Here is a 16,110-nt window from a genome sequence, read left to right on the forward strand (position 1 = left end):
GTTCCGGACATCGGGTACCCCACCAGATTCGCATGAATGCCCCCTGTGCGCCGGGGTAGGCGCGGCCCTCGTGTGGTCACCGCACCGCACGGAAGCGAACTACCGGAGGTCTGGTCCATGTCCGAGCACAGTCCCCTGTCCCGCAGGGGTTTCCTCTCCCGTACCGCAGGCGTGGGCGGTCTCGTGGCGGTCCCCGGGCTGCTGGCGGCGTGCAGCCGTACGCAGGCCGGCACCGGCGCGCCCACCGGCGACGGGGACCTGCTGGCCAAGCTGAGGAAGCAGGGGTACGTGCGGGTCGGCTTCGCGGGCGAGGCGCCGTACGGGTACCGGGACGGCGACGAGCTGGCCGGCGAGGCGCCCACCCTCCACCGGGAGATCTTCACGGCGCTCGGGGTGCCGGAACTGCGGCCCACGCTCACCGACTTCGGCGCGCTCATACCGGGTCTGACGGCCGACCGCTTCGACGTGGTCAGCGCCGGGATGGCGATCACGCCCGACCGCTGCCAGAAGGTGATCTTCTCGGAGCCCGAGTTCGTCTCGCCGACCGCCCTGATGGTCCGCGCGGGCAACCCCGAGGGGCTGAGCGACCTGGTGTCCTGCGCCCGCGGGAAGGCCACCGTCGGCGTGCTGAGCGCGGCGGTCGAGGCGGACTACGCGGACGCCGCCGGGGTACCGCTGACCTCGGTGAAGTCCCTGGCCAAGCAGCAGGACGGGGTGGACGCGCTGCTCGCCGGCCGGATCGACGCCTTCGCGCTGACCGGGATCTCGCTGCGCTGGCTGGCCCGCACCAACAAGGGCGCCGCGGTGGAGGTGCTCGACCCCTTCCTGCCGGTGGTCGGCGGCCGCAAGCAGTACAGCCCGGGCGGCGCGGTGTTCCGGCAGGACGCGACGGGCCTGCGCGACGCGTTCAACAGGGAACTCAAGAAGATCACCGCCGACCCCGGCCGCTACACGTCCCTCATCGGGAAGTACGGCTTCACCAAGGCGGAGGTCCCGCCGGCGACGCTGCGCACGGCGCAGCTGTGCGCGGCGTGAGGCGGCGCCTTGTCCTCGTACCCCTTCCCCGCCGGTGACCTCGCCGGTGAATCCATGTCCGGCTTCACGGAGTTCACGCACTCGCTGCCCAGCGTGGGCGCGGGTCTGTGGGTCACCGTGCAGGCCACCGTCCTGGGCGCGGCGCTCGCGCTGCTGATCGCCTTCGTCCTCGGCTTCATGGCGCGCTCGCGGCGGATGCTCGTGCGCGGGACCTCCCGGGTGGTCGTGGAGTTCTTCCGCGGCACCTCGCTGTACGTCCAGCTGTTCTGGCTGTTCTTCGCGCTGCCGATCCTCGGCTTCAAGCTCGTGCCGCTCGCCTGCGCCGTGGTCGCCTTCGGGCTCAACTACGGGGCGTACGGCTCGGAGGTCGTCCGGGGCGCCCTGGACGCCGTGCCCCGCGGGCAGCGGGAGGCGGCCGTCGCGCTGAGCATGACGCCGTGGCAGCGGATGCGATTGGTCGTCCTGCCGCAGGCCTGGCCGCAGATGATCCCGCCGTTCAACAACCTGCTGATCCAGTTGCTGAAGTGCACCCCGCTGATGTCGCTGATCACCATTTCGGACGTCACCTTCCAGATGGACCAGCTCCGTTCGACGACGGGCGACACCGCGACGGCGTACCTGCTGCTCCTGGTGATCTACTTCGTCCTCGCGTACGCGCTGACACTGGCCATGAACGGCCTGGAGGCCGTGGCCAAGGCGCGGCTCGGACAGCCGGCGGGAGGTCGGGCCTGATGTGGGACTGGGAGACGGCCCGCGAGGGCCTGCCGCTGATCCTGCACGGCTTCGGGACCACCCTGCTGGCCACGGTGCTCGGCTCGCTGCTCGCCGTCACGCTGGGCCTGGGCATCGCGGTGCTGCGGCGCACGCCCAGCCGCTGGGTGACGCTGCCGCTGCGCGCGGCCGTGGAGTTCGTGCGCTCCACACCGGTGATGATCCAGCTCTTCGCCGTGTGGGTGCTGGTCCCGGGACTGGACCCGCTGGTGATCGGCATAACCGTGCTGGGCGTGCACTACGCGACGTACACCTCGGAGGTGTACCGGGCGGGCATCGAGGCGGTGCCGAGGGGGCAGTGGGAGGCGGCGATCGCGCTGTCCCTGCCGCGGGCGCGCACCTGGTCCGCCGTGGTGCTGCCGCAGGCGGTGCGGAAGATCGTGCCGGCCCTCGGCAACTACGTGATCTCGATGTTCAAGGAGACACCGTTCCTGTCGGTCATCACCATCGACGAGATGGTGCACGAGGCGAACCGTTTCGGCAGTGACCACTTCGCCTACCTGGAGGCCTTCACCATCGCCGCCGTGATCTTCCTGGTCGCGAGCTGCCCCACCTCGATCCTCATGCGGAAGCTGGAGAAGCGCCTTGCTCACTGACGAGTCCCCCACCCCCGCCAAGTCCGGCCCGGCGGCGCCCGCCGTCCGCTTCGACCAAGTCGTCAAGCGGTACGGGGACAACACCGTGCTGGACCACCTCGACCTGGAGGTCCGGCGCGGTGAGCGCGTCACCCTGATCGGCCCGAGCGGTTCGGGCAAGACGACCATCCTGCGGCTGCTGATGACCCTGGAGCGGCTCACCGAGGGCGTCATCCACGTGGACGGCGAGCCCTTCTCGCACATGCCGGGCCGCGGCGGCCGGCTCGTGCCGGCCGACGAGAGGCACCTGCGCGGCACGCGCCGGCGGATCGGCATGGTGTTCCAGCACTTCAACCTCTTCCCGAACATGAAGGTTCTGGACAACGTCACCGAGGCCCCGGTGCACGTCCTCGGCCTGGACCGGGACGAGGCCGCCGAGCGCGCCCGCGGGCTGCTGGAGCTGGTGGGCCTGGCCGACAAGCAGGACGCCCACCCCACCCGGCTCTCCGGCGGCCAGCAGCAGCGGGTGGCCATCGCCCGCGCGCTGGCGATGCGGCCCGACATCCTGCTGCTGGACGAGGTGACCTCGGCGCTCGACCCCGAACTGGTGGCCGGGGTGCTGGACGTGCTCAGGGACATCGCCCGCAGCACGGACATCACCCTGCTCTGCGTCACCCACGAGATGGGGTTCGCCCGGGACGTCTCGGACCGCGTACTGATGTTCGACGGCGGACGGGTCGTCGAGTCGGGTCCGCCGGAGCACATCTTCGGCTCCCCGGAACACCACAGGACCCGGGAGTTCCTCGGTGCGGTGCTCTGAGGAAAAGTGGGCCGTGCCATCGGCATATGCCAGGGTGGCCCGTTCCTGCGTATACGCCTGCGGCCGCCCACATAAAGCTTCAACGGGCTCTACTGCCAACCGCATTGAGGCTATCGTGGAATCCGGCCCAGCTGCCGGGCCCGCCTGTCGTGCCCGGCAGCCGTGACCAGTAGCTACAGCAAGGACGCAAACGGTCACACCTGTAGGGGGACACCGTGGCGCTTGAGCACCGACAGGTCGCGCCGGTCTACGCGGTCCAGCACGCGCTGCGCGTGCTCGAGACCGTGGACAAGCACAGGAACGGCGTCACCGCCGAGCAGCTCGCCCGCGAGATCGGAGTGCCCATCGGCTACCTCGGCCAACTCCTCGCCATGCTCAACCGCGAGCGCTACCTCAACGCCCTGCCCGGCGGCGGCTACGCCGTCGGCGAGTCGCTGGTCCTGCTCGGCAGCGCCAGCCGCGACCTGGCGCTCGGCGAGAAGATCAAGAAGATCCTGACGGCGCTGCGCGACGAGGTCGGCGCCGCCGTCTACTTCAGCCGTTACGACGACGGCGAGGTCAAGATCGTCGACTTCGCGGACGGCCCGGAAGCACCCAAGGTCAACGAGTGGGTGGACTTCCGCTTCGCCGCCCACGCCAGCGCGGTCGGCAAGTGCCTGCTCACCCAGCTCGACCACAACGGGCGCCGCGACCACCTGTCCCGGCACAAGACGGTACGGCTCACCTCCAAGACCACGATCAGCGAGAAGGTGCTGCTGACCAAGCTGGAGAGCCAGCCGCCCAGCGCCCCCACCCTGGACCTGCAGGAGTACGCGATCGGCACGGTCTGCGCCGCCATCCCGATCACCGTCGGCAGGACGGTCGGCTGCCTCGCCCTCTCCCTCCCCGTCACCCAGGCCCACCGCCTCAAGGGCGCGGCCGACACCCTCAACGAACGCGCGGCGCCGGTGCTGCTGTCGCTGGCCATCTGAGGCCCGAGGCCGTTCGGCGCACGACGCCCACCGGAACACGACGAAGGGCGCCCTTCCCGAAGGAAGGGCGCCCTCTCGCTGTGCGCCGCCAGGGACTCGAACCCCGAACCCGCTGATTAAGAGTCAGCTGCTCTGCCAGTTGAGCTAGCGGCGCGTGCAGGACAATCATACGGGGTCGGAGGGGGTGCTCATGACCGCTCCCTCCGACCCCGTACCGGACCGGATCAGCTCAGGCCGAACGCCCGGACGACCTCCTGCTCCACCGTGCCGCCGCGGCCGTCGGAGGCCGTCGCCCGCAGGGACACGAACCCGCCCGGGGTGCGGGGGGTTCGCAGTTCGGCCGACCAATGGCCGCTGCCGCCGGCGGCACGCCGCAGGGGCACGGGCTGCCAGGTCCTCCCGTCGCCTGCCCCCGTCCAGCGACCGGGCCCGGGGCGCGGCGCCGGCCACGTCCTTCCAGAAGGTGCGGGCGGTGGCCTTGGCGGCCCGCAGCGCGGCAGCGTCGATGCTGGGCAGCCGGCGGTCGAGCCTGCCCGCGGTCAGCAGGGCCTCGGCCTCGTCGGGGACCACCGAGCGGCGGCCGCCGCTCTGCTGGATCTTCACGCCCCCGGTCGCACCCTCGGGGCGGTCCACGGTGACGGTGTCCTGCGCGGTACCGGGCCGGTCGGCGAAGTGCACGACGTCACCGGTGACGAGGGTGATGTCGTGGGCGGTGGCGCGCGGCACGGACGCGGCCGGGTCCTTGACCGGGGCCGCCGCGGCGGTCGTGGCGGGCAGCACGAGGGGGCCGCCGACCAGCGCGCAGGCGGTGGCGGTCGCGGTCAGCAGGGCATGACGGGCGGCCCGAACGCGTCGTGCGTCTCGGGCACTTGGGGGTGGGCGAATGTCATGCACGGGAGGTCTACCGGTGCGGCAACCGCTTGCGCACCGCTTCCGTGCGGCGTGAATCCGCCGTGGCGGATACCCGCCTCCCCTGCACGCGGGCATGCTGAGGGGCCCGGCAAGAGGGGGGAGGTATGCCGGGCCCATCAGCGTGGGGGGAGGGGGTGTGGCTATTTGGGGGGTGTTGTTGTCTTTGGGGGTACTGCCCGCCTGATTTACCAGGTGAGATCGTTGGCTACCGCCCAGGTGAGGTCACCCGGCATGGGCTGGGCGGAGGCTGTGGCCGCTCCGATCAGCCCCAATGAGACGGCGGCTACGACACCCACTACGGCACGAATGACGTTGCGGCGAATCGATGACATGGCAGACCTGTCCAGGAGGTGTGAGCTGGGGTTTTGCGGGGCCGAGGGCGCTACTCCGGTCTGGAGGAACCGTACGGCTGACTGAATTCTGTCGGATCGCAAGCCGCTGGTCTGTAGTTTTCACGTTCCGGATTCGGACATGGCCCTATGCGGACACATGGGACCGGATGGGCCCCGAAGGGTCCATACACGAGCCCCGCCCCTTAACCTGATCGAAGCCGGGGGTGACGTGAAGCATTGGGGGTGCGGGCAGTGACCGACGACGACCTTTTGCGCGCCCGGGCGCAGGAACTCTACGCCCTGGCGCTGGCGGACGCCGACTGGACGCCGGAAAGCGTCTGTTCGCTCACCGGCTGGTCCCGCGCCGAACTCGACGACGCCCTCCATACGCTCGCGTCCTTCGGCCTCACGACCAGGTTCCCCTCCTCCCGCAGCGGCTGGTCGGTGCACTCCCCCGCCACGGCGATGGCCCAGCTGGTCGAGGGCAGCCGGCGGCGCACCGAGGAACTGGTCAGGACGATCACCGACGCGCACGCCGCGCTCAGCCAGGTGGCCGGCGAATTCCAGCCAGTGCACATGCGGCACCTGGCCGAGGCCCGGATCGAGGTGGCCGCCCAGCCGGCGCAGATCGCCGCGATCCTCGACGAGGGGGCCAGCACCGCCACCACCGAGATCCTCTCGATGCACCCGACCGTGCCGGGGGAGATCCCCCTGTTCAAGGCCGACGACCGCAACCGTGAACTGTTCAACCGCGGGGTCAGGCAGCGGTCGATCTACCTCGCGACGGCCGCGGCCGTGCCGAACGTCCGCGCGCATCTGCGGACCTACGCCAACGACGGCGGCGAGGTGCGCACGGCCGCGACGCTGCCCATGAAGCTGATCATCGTGGACCACACGCTCGCCGTCGTACCGGCCCTGGGCCTGGACGACCGGGCCGGCGAGGGGGTCGAGGGCTCCGCCATGGTCCTGCGCAGCCCCGCCATGGTGGCCGTGCTGCGCCAGATGTTCGAGCACTGCTGGGCCGCGGCCTCGGACCTGTTCACCGACGACGTCGGCGCCGCGCCCGCCGCACGGCACCGGGAGGTCGTCCGGCTGCTCGCCTCGGGGCTGACGGACGAGGCCATCGGCCGCAAGCTGGGCCTGTCCGACCGGACGGTGCGGCGGATAGTGGCCGAGCTGATGCAGCAGATAGGGGCCGACAGCCGGTTCCAGGCCGGGGTGAAGATGGTCCGCCTCGGCTGGCTGGACGACGACCCCGCGCTCCTGGACGAGGTGGTCGGGAGCACCGCCACTGGTCAGGTAGGATCCTCTCTGTCGGTGAGCGCCGCTAGCTCAACTGGCAGAGCAGCTGACTCTTAATCAGCGGGTTCGGGGTTCGAGTCCCTGGCGGCGCACAATGTGAGGGCGTCCTTCCTTCGGGAAGGGCGTCCTCGCTCATTTGTGGGGGAAGGGCGGCGTCCCGGGTGACTCAGTGCGAAAATATCCCCTAACGATGATGTGAGAGCTCTACGGGGGCTCACGAGGAGGCCATGCGCGAGCACGATCCGCCGCCGCCCGGCACGGGCAGGGAGGCCCGGCCGAGTCCAGGGGCCGCCTCGCCCGGGGGCCTGCTCGACCTGCTGCAGGTGGCGGCGATGGTGCTGGACCGCACCGGCCACATCGTGCTGTGGAGCCCGGAGGCCGAACATCTGTTCGGCTACTCGGCGGAGGAGGCCCTGGGCCAGAACGCCGGCCTGCTGCTGGTGGCGCCCGACAAGCTGGAGCTGGTCACCGAGCTGTTCAAGCAGGTCAGGGCGGGTGCCATCTGGCAAGGCGTGTTCCCGATCGTGCACGCCGACGGCACGACCCGTGACGTCGAGTTCCGCAACATGCGGATGCACGACGTGGACGGCGGCGTCTACGCGCTGGGCCTGGGCGCCGACCTCTCCACCGTGCGGCGCGTGGAGACGGACATGGCGCTGTCCAGCAGCCTCGTCGACCAGTCCCCGATCGGACTGGCCGTCTTCGACACTGACCTGCGGATCGTGCGCGTCAACCGGGCCATGGAGGAGCTGCACGGCCTGCCCGCGGCGGCCATGCTCGGGCGCCGGGTGCGCGAGATCTCGCCGGGGGCGGAGTTCCGGGCGATCGAGGCCCGGATGCGGCAGGTGCTGGAGACCGGGGAGCCGCTGCTGGACCTGGACACCGTGGTCAGGACGTACGCCGACCAGGAGCACGACCACGCCTGGTCGATCTCGTACTACCGGATCCAGGACCCCACCGGGCGGGTGCTGGGCCTGGCCGCGTCGATCGCGGACTTCACCGAGCGCCACCAGGCGGCCGAGGAGATCGCCGAGGCCCGGGGCCGGCTCGCGGTGATCGCCGAGGCAGGGACCCGGATCGGCACCACGCTGGACCTCCAGCAGACCGCGCGGGAACTGGCCTCGGTGGTGGTGCCCACGCTCGCCGACATCGCCACCGTCGACGTCCTGGACGAGGTGCTGCGCGGCGGCCCGGTACCCAAGGTGCGCGCCCAGCAGTCGGCCGAGTTCCGGGCGCTGGCGGTCGCGGCCGCCGAGTCCAGCGAGGCGATCGGCGCCGTCGACCCGGTCGGGGAGCTGGCCCGGTACGCCGACGACCGGCTGATCACCAAGACCGTGCGGGAGGGCCAGCCGGTGGTCGTGCACCGGGTGAGCAGCCGCATGCTGCGCCGCATAGCCCGCGACGACCGGGCCGCCGCCCAGCTGAAACGGGCGGGGGCGCACTCGTACCTCGCCGCGCCGCTCATCGCCCGCGGCGAGGTGCTGGGAGCGGTCGGGATGTTCCGCACCCGCAACCAGAAGCCCTTCGACGACGAGGACCGCACGCTGGCGGTGGAGCTCGCCGCCCGGGCCGCGATATCGATCGACAACGCGCGGCTCTACGCGGGTGAGCGCAACGCCGCGCTCACCCTCCAGCGCAGCCTGCTGCCGCACGAGCCGCCACGCGTGGACGGGATGGAGATCTCCGCCCGCTACATCCCCGCCGTCCGGGAGGTCGGCGGGGACTGGTACGACGTCCTGCAGCTGCGGGACGGCAAGGTCGGGCTGATCGTCGGGGACGTGATGGGCAAGGGCCTGCACGCGGCCGCGATCATGGGCCAGCTGCGCACGGCGACCCGGGCCTTCGCCCGGCTCGACCTGCCGCCGGACGAGGTGCTGGCGCACCTCGACAACATCACCGGCAGCGCCGAGGGCGACTTCATCGCCACCTGCGTCTACGCCGTCTGCGACCCCGCGACGGGCCGCTGCCAGTTCTCCACCGCCGGGCACCTGCCGCCGGTGCTGGTGCCGCCCGGCGGCCGCGCCGAGCTGATCGACCTGCCCAACGCGGTACCGCTGGGCGTCGGCGGGATCCGCTTCCACACGGTGGAGCGGAAGCTCGCCGAGGGCACCTTGCTGGCGCTGTTCACCGACGGGCTGGTCGAGGACCGGCGGCAGTCGATCGACGTGGGGCTGCGCACGCTGATGCGCGTCCTCAAGCTCAAGAGCCGCCGCCGCTCGCTGGAGGACACCTGCGACGTCGTGCTGGGCGCGCAGCTGCAGTCCCCCGACGACGACGTCGCCCTGCTGCTGGCCCGGATGGGGACGCCCGCGGCCGAGGACGAGGCCTCCGTCGTGCTGTGAGCCGACAACCGGACCAAATCGCTCATACGACCGGTTAACAACTCGTTTCGCGCCTTGCCATCAAGACGGGCATTCCGGGACGCTGGGTCCGCGGGACATCCATGCGCCAACCGGACCCATGCGCCCTCACCGGTGAGCCAACGGGTCGGATTCCGGCGGCTTTTCCGTGTGCGGGCCCAGGGGAGGGCCCCGGGGCGAGAGGGGTGGATTCAGGCGTTACCTCACGGTGGTCCGGTCGTTGACGAGTCATAGCCAGCCTCACGCGACCCGGAGGCCACAGAACGCCCACGCACGCCCCGGGGGCGGGGGGCCGCAGCGCCCGGGGCACCAACACCGCCGCGACAGCGGCGCGACATGCTTCGGGGGGAGCATCCACATGCCGCCGACACCCGGCGCCCAGCAGTACACGACCGACCCTCGGGCCGGCACGCCCGTGCCCGTCATACCCCGGCGTTCCCGCCCCGGCCCGTCCCGGCCGGAACCCGGCGCGGTGGCGCCCCGGTACGACTACGAGCACTACAGCAGACTCGCCGGCCCGCTCACCGAGCCGGAACCCGGCGTCCCGTACCGGGTGAAGTACCGCAGCCTGCTCGCGGAGGAACCCCACCGGATCCGCGCGGCGCTGCTGCTCGGCGCGGCCCCGGTGCTCTCGGCGGTGCTGCTCGCCTGGCTGATGCAGCCGGCCCACTGGACCCGCCGGGAACACGCGCCGGGCTGGCTGGTCGCCGCCGACGCCGTGATGCTCATATCCATCGGCCTGATCGAGCTGTTCCGGCTGATCAACGTGACGTCCAACGCCCATGCGACGCTCGTCGCGCGCGATCCGGTACCCGTCGTACCCGAGAAGGGCAGCAAGGTCGCCTTCGTGACCACCTTCGTCCCGGGCAAGGAGCCCCTGGCGATGGTGCGCGCGACCCTGGAGGCCGCGGTCCGCCTGCGCCACCGCGGCACGTTGCACATCTGGCTCCTGGACGAGGGCGACGACCCCGAGGTCAAGAGCCTGTGCGAGCGCCTGAACGTACGCCACTTCACCCGCAAGGGCGTGGAGCGGTGGAACCGGCCCAGCGGCGCCTTCCGCGCCCGCACCAAGCACGGCAACTACAACGCCTGGCTCGACGCCCACGGCGACGACTACGAGGTCTTCGCCTCCGTCGACACCGACCACGTCCCGCTCCCCAACTTCCTCGAGCGGATGCTCGGTTACTTCCGGGACCCCGACGTCGCCTTCGTCGTCGGCCCGCAGGTCTACGGCAACTACGACAGCGCGGTGACCAAGGCCGCCGAGAGCCAGCAGTTCCTCTTCCACGCGCTCATCCAGCGGGCCGGCAACGCTTACGGCTCCCCCATGTTCGTCGGGACCAACAACGCGGTGCGCATCAGCGCCATCAGAAGCGTCGGCGGGCTGTACGACTCCATCACCGAGGACATGGCCACCGGCCTGGAACTGCACCGGCACCGCAACCCCGCCACCGGCCGCAAGTGGCGCTCGGTCTACACCCCGGACGTCCTCGCCGTCGGCGAGGGGCCGTCCTCCTGGACCGACTTCTTCACCCAGCAGCTGCGCTGGAGCCGCGGCACCTACGAGACGCTCATCAAGCAGTTCTGGAAGGTGCCGTTCACCCTCTCCCCCGGCCGCCTGCTCAACTACACGCTGATGGTCGTCTACTACCCGATGACGGCGGTCAACTGGATCCTGGGCGGCCTGAGCTGCGCGCTGTTCCTCGGGCTCGGCGCCTCGGGCATCCAGATCGACTCCGAGGTCTGGATGATGCTCTACAGCGACGCCGCCGCGCTGCAGATCGGCCTGTACGTGTGGAACCGGCGGCACAACGTCAGCCCCCACGAGCCGGAGGGGTCCTCGGGCGCGGCGGGCATGGTGATGTCGGCGCTGTCCGCGCCGATCTACGCCCGCTCGCTGATGGACGCGGTGCTGCGGCGCAAGAGCAGGTTCGTGGTCACCCCCAAGGGGGACTCCGCGAGCCCGGACCGGCTGCTGTCCACCTTCCGCGTCCACCTGTTCTGGCTGCTCGTCTTCGGCGGCTCGCTCGCCGCCAGCTTCTTCAACGGGCACACCCATGTGGCGATGCGCACGTGGGCGACGCTGGCCCTCGTCCTGGCCCTGGCACCGATCGCCGTCTGGTCCCTGTCCCTCGTCCGTTCCAGGAGCGCCACCCGATGAGCTACCGACCCAGCCGCAGACTGCGGAAGATCGCCGTCGGGAGCACGGCCGTGGGGGTGCTCGCCGGGATGAACGCGCCCGCGATCTACGGCTACTCGGCGGAGAAGTACCACGACTACAAGATCAACCGGCCCGGGTACAAGGCCGCGTACGGCCACTGGGACCTGGTCGAGGTGCCCGAGGAGTTCCGTGTCAACGCCATCCACGCGGCGCTGCTGCGCACCGGGAAGGTGCTGCTGATCGCCGGTTCCGGCAACGACGAGCGGAACTTCAAGGCCAAGTCCTTCAAGAGCGTGCTCTGGGACCCGGTGGAGAACACCTTCAAGGAGATCGACACCCCCAAGGACATGTTCTGCGCCGGGCACACGCAGCTGGCCGACGGCACGCTGCTGGTGGCCGGCGGCACCGCCCGCTACGAGAAGCTCAAGGAGGCCGTGGACCGGGCGGGCGGCGCGATGCTCATCAAGAACGAGGACCCGGACAAGCCGCGGACCTTCCCCAAGGGCACGGTCTTCGTCAACGACGAGAACGGCCGCGCCTTCCGGTCGGAGTTCCCCGTCAACGTGCCCCGTGCCAAGAAGACCGTCGACGCCCGGACCGGCAAGGTCACCGTGACCGCGAGCGAGGCGCGGGTGTTCGTGCAGTCGCTGGTCAAGGGCGAGAAGGGCATCGTCAACACCGCGGCGCAGTACGGGATCCGGGGCCTTGCCGGCGAGGACGGGGAGAACTTCTACGGGCTGGCCACCAAGCTCGGCCTGGACAAGAAGGACTTCCAGGGGATCAAGAACACCTACGAGTTCGACCCGGTGGCCGAGGCCTACGTCCCGGTCGACCCGATGAACGAGGCCCGCTGGTACCCGACGCTGGTCACCCTCGCGGACGGCCGGGTGCTCTCCGTCTCGGGGCTGGACGACATCGGCCAGGTCGTCCCGGGCAAGAACGAGGTCTACGACCCGAAGACCCGGACGTGGACGTACACCGGCGAGCGCTACTTCCCCACCTACCCCGCGCTCTTCCTGATGAAGGGCGGGAGGATCTTCTACTCGGGCGCCAACGCGGGGTACGGGCCGGCCGACGAGGGCCGTGTCCCGGGCGTGTGGGACCTGCGCACCAACCGCTTCACCGCGGTCCCCGGGCTGGAGGACGCCGAGGACCTGGAGACGGCCGGCTCGGTGCTGCTGCCGCCCGCGCAGGACCAGAAGGTGATGGTGCTGGGCGGCGGCGGGGTCGGCGAGTCGCACTCCTCGACCACCCGCACCGCCGTGGTGGACCTGGACGCCGCGGACCCGCGGTACACGACGGGCCCCGATCTGCCCGAGCCCACCCGCTACCTGAACACGGTGATCCTGCCGGACGACACCGTGTTCACCACCGGCGGCTCCCGTGACTACCGGGGCCGCGGCGGCAGCGACGTCCTGCGGGCGCAGATCTACGACCCGGCGGACGGCACCTTCCGGGAGGCCGCCGACCCGTCGGTGGGCCGCAACTACCACTCCGAGGCGCTGCTGCTGCCCGACGGCCGGGTGGCGGTCTTCGGGTCCAATCCGCTCTTCGGGGACCCGGCCGACACCAAGCCGGGTTTCTTCGAGCAGCGGATCGAGGTCTACACCCCGGCGTACCGCTACCGGGGCTCCCGGCCCTCGCTCGGCGCGGGCCCGCAAGCCCTCCGGCGCGGCGGCACGGCCACCTTCCGGGCCGCACACGCGGAGCGCGTCAAGGCGGCACGGCTGATGCGGCCGAGCGCGGTCACCCACGCCACCGACGTGGAGCAGCGGTCGATCGCGCTGGACGTGGAGCGCGGCGAGGGGTCGGTGAGCGTGACCGTCCCCGAGGACCCGTCGATCGTGCCGCCGGGCTGGTACATGCTGGTCGTCACCGACGACGAGGGCACGCCGTCGCAGGCGCGCTGGGTGCGGGTGACCTGACGGAAGGGGCCCGGCGGGCGGTCAGGAGGCCGCGCGCCGGGCCAGTCCCAGGGCGTACTCCGGCCACCAGTCACCCGCCCGCGGGCCGCCCTTGCAGGTGCCGTCGGAGTCGCCGGGCCGCTTGATCCACAGGTAGGCGTCGACGAGTTCGTCACCGGTGTCGGTGGTGGGCGGGGTGCCCAGGCCGCGGCCGGGCGGGTTGCACCAGGCCTCGTCGTGGGCGCCTTCGAGGGGGCCGCGGCCGTTGCGGCTGGTGTCGATGACGAAGTGCTTGCCGCCGAGCCGCGCGGACAGCTTCCTGCCGTACGCGGTGTTCGCGGCGGTGCTGTAGAAGTTCGAGGTGTTGAGGGCGAAGCCGTCCGCCGCGGCGACGCCGGCCGCGCGCAGCGGGCCGGCCAGGCGGGCGGGGTCGCTGACCCAGCCGGCGTTGCCGGCGTCGAGGTAGACCCGCACGCGGGGCAGCGCGCCCAGGGTGTCCACGGCGTGGGTCAGCAGGGCGTAGCGCTCCTTCCGGAACCCGCGGGGCGTGCAGCCGTCGACGATGTGGGTGAGGGCGTCCGGTTCGAGCACCACCAGCGCCTCGCGCTCGCCGATGCCGGCGGCGACCGCGTCGACCCAGGCGCGGTAGGCGGCGCCGTCGGCGGCTCCGCCCTGGGAGTACTGACCGCAGTCGCGGTGCGGGATGTTGTAGAGCACGAGCACGGGCGTCCGGCCGTCGCGGGCGGCGGCCTCGGTGTAGCCCCTGGCCCGGTCCTCTGCGTCGTCCTGGCCGATCCACTCGGCGACGGGACGGCCCGCGATCCGTTCCAGCAGTGCGGCGTCGGCCTCCCGGCCTTCCTGGCGCCACTGCGCCGCCTGACGGGCCGCGGCCGTGTCCGGGTTGACCCAGAACGGCGCCCCGGCGGTGCTCCCGGGGCCGCTTCCGCCGCCCTTGTCCTGGCTCCCCCCGGGCTTGCCGGTGCCGAAGCAGCCGCCCAGCGCCACGGAGAGCAGTCCGGCGGCGGACACGGCGCAGGCCGCCCTGCGCAGCGGGCCGGTGTTGGTGCCGAACATCCACTCCCCCTTGGATGGCGGGACGAGACCGGTCGCCGCCAATCCTGACATACCGAACGGTCAAAGGGCCCTCAGATCAGGGCAGTCGGTATCTTTCCCGTCGAATGCCGCGCCTGCTCCCCATGGCAGAATCCCCCGGCGAAGCCGTGTCCGCCAAGGGCTGGAGCCGGACGTGACAGAGCACCCGACGCACCGTGCGCGCGAGCTGCGGCTCGCCGAGGTCTTCGTGGACCTCGCCGACACCCTGGACGGCGACTTCGACGTGGGCGTCTTCCTGGAGCGGGTGGCCGGCCGCTGCGTGGAGCTGCTGGACGTCACGGCGGCCGGACTGCTGCTGGACGACGGGCGCGGCGAGCTGCAGACCGCGGCCGGCTGCGGCGGCGCGGGCGAACTCCTGCGCCGGCAGCGGGAGGAGGGGCCCTGCCTGGACTGCTACCGGGGTTCGGACGTGGTCACCGCCCCGGACCTCGCGCGCTGCGACGACCGCTGGCCGCGCTTCGCCCCGCTCGCCCGCGACCGGGGCTTCCACGCGACGTACGCCGTGCCGCTGCGGCGCCGGGCCGAGGTGATCGGCGCGCTGAACCTGTTCCGCGGGGTGCCCGGCGATCCCCCGGGCGGTGACGTGGCGCTGGCCCGGGCCTTCGCGGACGCCGCCGCCATCGGGATACTCCAGGAACGGGCCCGGCAGCGGCAGGAGGCGCTGGCCGCCCAGTTGCAGGCCGCGCTGGACAGCCGGGTCGTCCTGGAGCAGGCCAAGGGCGTGCTGGCGGAGCGCTGGGGCGTCGGCGTCGACGAGGCGTTCACGGCGATGCGGCGGTACGCGCGCACCCACCGGGTGCGGCTCGCGGAACTGGCCCGGGGTGTCGTGGCGGGCACGGTGGACTCCGACGCGCTGCGGAGGGCCGGCGACTGACTCGCCGGCGGGGGACGTCACGGGTTCGTCCTCGGCCGGGCCGGTGACGGCGCGTCGGGCATAGGCTGGGCCCACCACCCCGGACCCCGGTGGCGTCCCGTCTTGTTCCCGTCCCCGTGCCGCATGCGCCAGGCTCCCGTCCCCGGAGACGTCCCATGTCCGACGACGCCACAGACACCATGCCCCGGATCGACCGGCGCACCGACGGGTCCAGCACCCTGGTGACGCTCGGCGGCGAGGTGGACGCGCTCACCGCGCCCGGGGTGTCCGCCGCCCTCGACGCGCTGACCGGGGCCGACCGCCCGGACATCGTGGTGGACCTGCGGCCGGTGGAGTTCATCGACTGCAGCGGCCTGTCGGCGCTGGTGCGCGCCCGGCGCCGCGCCGAGGAGCACTCCGGGCGGGTACGGCTGGTGTGCCGGGACGAGTTCACGCTGCGCACGCTGCGGGCGACCCGGCTGACCCGGTGCTTCACGATCCTGCCGGACTGGCCGGAGCCCACGAGCGAACACGCGCCCCGCACGCGCGCCCCCCACACGCCCTAGCCCGGCCGCGTTCGGGTGTTCTAGCCTGACAGGGCGGCCCAGGACCCCGGTCGCCGGAAGTGCTTCCTACGCCTTCAGGACGTGGTCCGGCCATGGCCAAGCTCGCGGCCTCCTCACGACTGTCCCTGTCCGATCCGCAAAGATCCGCAACCGACGTCCCCTGGAGCTTCTCCCTGCGGCGCGCCCCGGGCAGCGACGCCCCGGCCGCCCGGATGAGCGGGGCGGCGCTGCGAGCCCTGGCGTACGGCACGGCGGTAACGCGGGTGGCCGAGGCGGTCAGGGTCGCCCGCGGGTACGTCCTCGCGCACGGGCGGGCGCGCCGGGTCCGCGTGCCCCTCGGTGTGGACGGTGCCCGTCGTTCGGTGTGCGTCACGGACGCCGGCTACGGCCACCTGCCCACCGTGCCCGTCGGCGTGCCTCCGGAGCCGCCGTCCC

The 16,110-nt window shown here is 71.9% G+C and carries 15 protein-coding genes and 2 tRNA genes; 12 read left to right on the forward strand and 5 right to left on the reverse strand.

Features of this window, described 5'->3' with window-relative positions:
• Nucleotides 1-117: 117 nt before the first annotated feature.
• From ehuB to ACFV3E_RS15960, 5 genes are all read left to right on the forward strand, one after another.
• On the forward strand, nt 118-1,035 hold the full coding sequence (gene ehuB / locus ACFV3E_RS15940) for an ectoine/hydroxyectoine ABC transporter substrate-binding protein EhuB (protein WP_500535214.1): 918 nt from the start codon (nt 118-120) through the stop codon (nt 1,033-1,035).
• A gap of 54 nt (nt 1,036-1,089) precedes the next feature.
• Complete coding sequence (ehuC, locus tag ACFV3E_RS15945) at nt 1,090-1,767, forward strand: ectoine/hydroxyectoine ABC transporter permease subunit EhuC (RefSeq protein WP_500535306.1); 678 nt, start codon at nt 1,090-1,092, stop codon at nt 1,765-1,767.
• Entirely contained in the window at nt 1,767-2,402 is a 636-nt protein-coding gene (ehuD, locus tag ACFV3E_RS15950) for an ectoine/hydroxyectoine ABC transporter permease subunit EhuD (protein WP_500535215.1), read from the forward strand. Before ehuC ends, ehuD begins: the two co-directional genes overlap by 1 nt.
• Nucleotides 2,392-3,201 (forward strand): ectoine/hydroxyectoine ABC transporter ATP-binding protein EhuA, encoded by an 810-nt coding sequence (gene ehuA, locus ACFV3E_RS15955; RefSeq protein ID WP_500535216.1) that lies wholly within the window; start codon nt 2,392-2,394, stop codon nt 3,199-3,201. The genes ehuD and ehuA overlap by 11 nt, the downstream gene beginning before the upstream one ends.
• A 215-nt stretch (nt 3,202-3,416) precedes the next feature.
• A complete protein-coding gene (locus tag ACFV3E_RS15960) occupies nt 3,417-4,172 on the forward strand; it encodes an IclR family transcriptional regulator (RefSeq protein WP_500535217.1) in 756 nt (251 codons plus the stop codon).
• Nucleotides 4,173-4,253: 81 nt separating this feature from the next.
• Here ACFV3E_RS15960 and ACFV3E_RS15965 read toward each other — a convergent pair.
• The 4 genes from ACFV3E_RS15965 to ACFV3E_RS15980 all read right to left on the reverse strand — a co-directional run bounded on the left by ACFV3E_RS15965 (nt 4,254) and on the right by ACFV3E_RS15980 (nt 6,540).
• Nucleotides 4,254-4,326, reverse strand: a tRNA-Lys gene (locus ACFV3E_RS15965).
• A gap of 11 nt (nt 4,327-4,337) precedes the next feature.
• Nucleotides 4,338-5,066, reverse strand: a complete 729-nt coding sequence (locus ACFV3E_RS15970; RefSeq protein ID WP_500535218.1) for a hypothetical protein — start codon at nt 5,064-5,066, stop codon at nt 4,338-4,340.
• Between the two features lie 643 nt (nt 5,067-5,709).
• Nucleotides 5,710-6,135, reverse strand: a complete 426-nt coding sequence (locus ACFV3E_RS15975) for a hypothetical protein (protein ID WP_500369272.1) — start codon at nt 6,133-6,135, stop codon at nt 5,710-5,712.
• Nucleotides 6,136-6,240: 105 nt separating this feature from the next.
• Nucleotides 6,241-6,540: a hypothetical protein gene (locus tag ACFV3E_RS15980; protein WP_500331344.1), complete on the reverse strand. Its 300-nt coding sequence runs from the start codon at nt 6,538-6,540 to the stop codon at nt 6,241-6,243.
• Here ACFV3E_RS15980 and ACFV3E_RS15985 point away from each other — a divergent pair.
• The 5 genes from ACFV3E_RS15985 (at nt 6,539) to glxA (ending at nt 13,164) form a co-directional block, all read left to right on the forward strand.
• Complete coding sequence (locus tag ACFV3E_RS15985; protein ID WP_499516844.1) at nt 6,539-6,775, forward strand: hypothetical protein; 237 nt, start codon at nt 6,539-6,541, stop codon at nt 6,773-6,775. The genes ACFV3E_RS15980 and ACFV3E_RS15985 overlap by 2 nt on opposite strands.
• Nucleotides 6,738-6,810: transfer RNA gene (locus tag ACFV3E_RS15990), tRNA-Lys, on the forward strand. Before ACFV3E_RS15985 ends, ACFV3E_RS15990 begins: the two co-directional genes overlap by 38 nt.
• Before the next feature lie 135 nt (nt 6,811-6,945).
• Nucleotides 6,946-9,060 (forward strand): SpoIIE family protein phosphatase, encoded by a 2,115-nt coding sequence (locus ACFV3E_RS15995; RefSeq protein WP_500369270.1) that lies wholly within the window; start codon nt 6,946-6,948, stop codon nt 9,058-9,060.
• Nucleotides 9,061-9,436: 376 nt separating this feature from the next.
• Complete coding sequence (locus ACFV3E_RS16000) at nt 9,437-11,239, forward strand: glycosyltransferase family 2 protein (RefSeq protein WP_500535219.1); 1,803 nt, start codon at nt 9,437-9,439, stop codon at nt 11,237-11,239.
• Entirely contained in the window at nt 11,236-13,164 is a 1,929-nt protein-coding gene (glxA, locus tag ACFV3E_RS16005) for a radical copper oxidase GlxA (RefSeq protein WP_500535220.1), read from the forward strand. Before ACFV3E_RS16000 ends, glxA begins: the two co-directional genes overlap by 4 nt.
• Before the next feature lie 21 nt (nt 13,165-13,185).
• On the opposite strand, the gene ACFV3E_RS16010 is transcribed toward glxA, so the two are convergent.
• Complete coding sequence (locus ACFV3E_RS16010; RefSeq protein ID WP_500535221.1) at nt 13,186-14,217, reverse strand: glycoside hydrolase family 6 protein; 1,032 nt, start codon at nt 14,215-14,217, stop codon at nt 13,186-13,188.
• 172 nt (nt 14,218-14,389) lie between these two features.
• Here ACFV3E_RS16010 and ACFV3E_RS16015 point away from each other — a divergent pair, with 172 nt between their 5' ends.
• Together ACFV3E_RS16015 and ACFV3E_RS16020 are read left to right on the forward strand one after the other, a co-directional pair.
• A complete protein-coding gene (locus ACFV3E_RS16015; protein ID WP_500535222.1) occupies nt 14,390-15,130 on the forward strand; it encodes a GAF and ANTAR domain-containing protein in 741 nt (246 codons plus the stop codon).
• A gap of 155 nt (nt 15,131-15,285) precedes the next feature.
• Nucleotides 15,286-15,675, forward strand: a complete 390-nt coding sequence (locus ACFV3E_RS16020) for an STAS domain-containing protein (RefSeq protein WP_500535223.1) — start codon at nt 15,286-15,288, stop codon at nt 15,673-15,675.
• Nucleotides 15,676-16,110: the final 435 nt, after the last annotated feature.

Source organism: Streptomyces sp. NPDC059718 (genome assembly GCF_042733315.1).
In the GTDB taxonomy this organism is placed as follows: domain Bacteria; phylum Actinomycetota; class Actinomycetes; order Streptomycetales; family Streptomycetaceae; genus Actinacidiphila.

What these genes read in the sequence shown, in the direction of transcription:
- ACFV3E_RS16010 (WP_500535221.1), bottom strand. Translation starts at nt 14,217, where the DNA reads ATGTTCGGCACCAACACCGGCCCGCTGCGCAGGGCGGCCTGCGCCGTG.
- glxA (WP_500535220.1), top strand. Translation starts at nt 11,236, where the DNA reads ATGAGCTACCGACCCAGCCGCAGACTGCGGAAGATCGCCGTCGGGAGC.
- ehuB (WP_500535214.1), top strand. Translation starts at nt 118, where the DNA reads ATGTCCGAGCACAGTCCCCTGTCCCGCAGGGGTTTCCTCTCCCGTACC.
- ehuD (WP_500535215.1), top strand. Translation starts at nt 1,767, where the DNA reads ATGTGGGACTGGGAGACGGCCCGCGAGGGCCTGCCGCTGATCCTGCAC.
- ACFV3E_RS15980 (WP_500331344.1), bottom strand. Translation starts at nt 6,540, where the DNA reads ATGGCCTCGTCCGTCAGCCCCGAGGCGAGCAGCCGGACGACCTCCCGG.
- ehuC (WP_500535306.1), top strand. Translation starts at nt 1,090, where the DNA reads ATGTCCGGCTTCACGGAGTTCACGCACTCGCTGCCCAGCGTGGGCGCG.
- ACFV3E_RS16000 (WP_500535219.1), top strand. Translation starts at nt 9,437, where the DNA reads ATGCCGCCGACACCCGGCGCCCAGCAGTACACGACCGACCCTCGGGCC.
- ACFV3E_RS16020 (WP_500535223.1), top strand. Translation starts at nt 15,286, where the DNA reads ATGTCCGACGACGCCACAGACACCATGCCCCGGATCGACCGGCGCACC.
- ACFV3E_RS15995 (WP_500369270.1), top strand. Translation starts at nt 6,946, where the DNA reads ATGCGCGAGCACGATCCGCCGCCGCCCGGCACGGGCAGGGAGGCCCGG.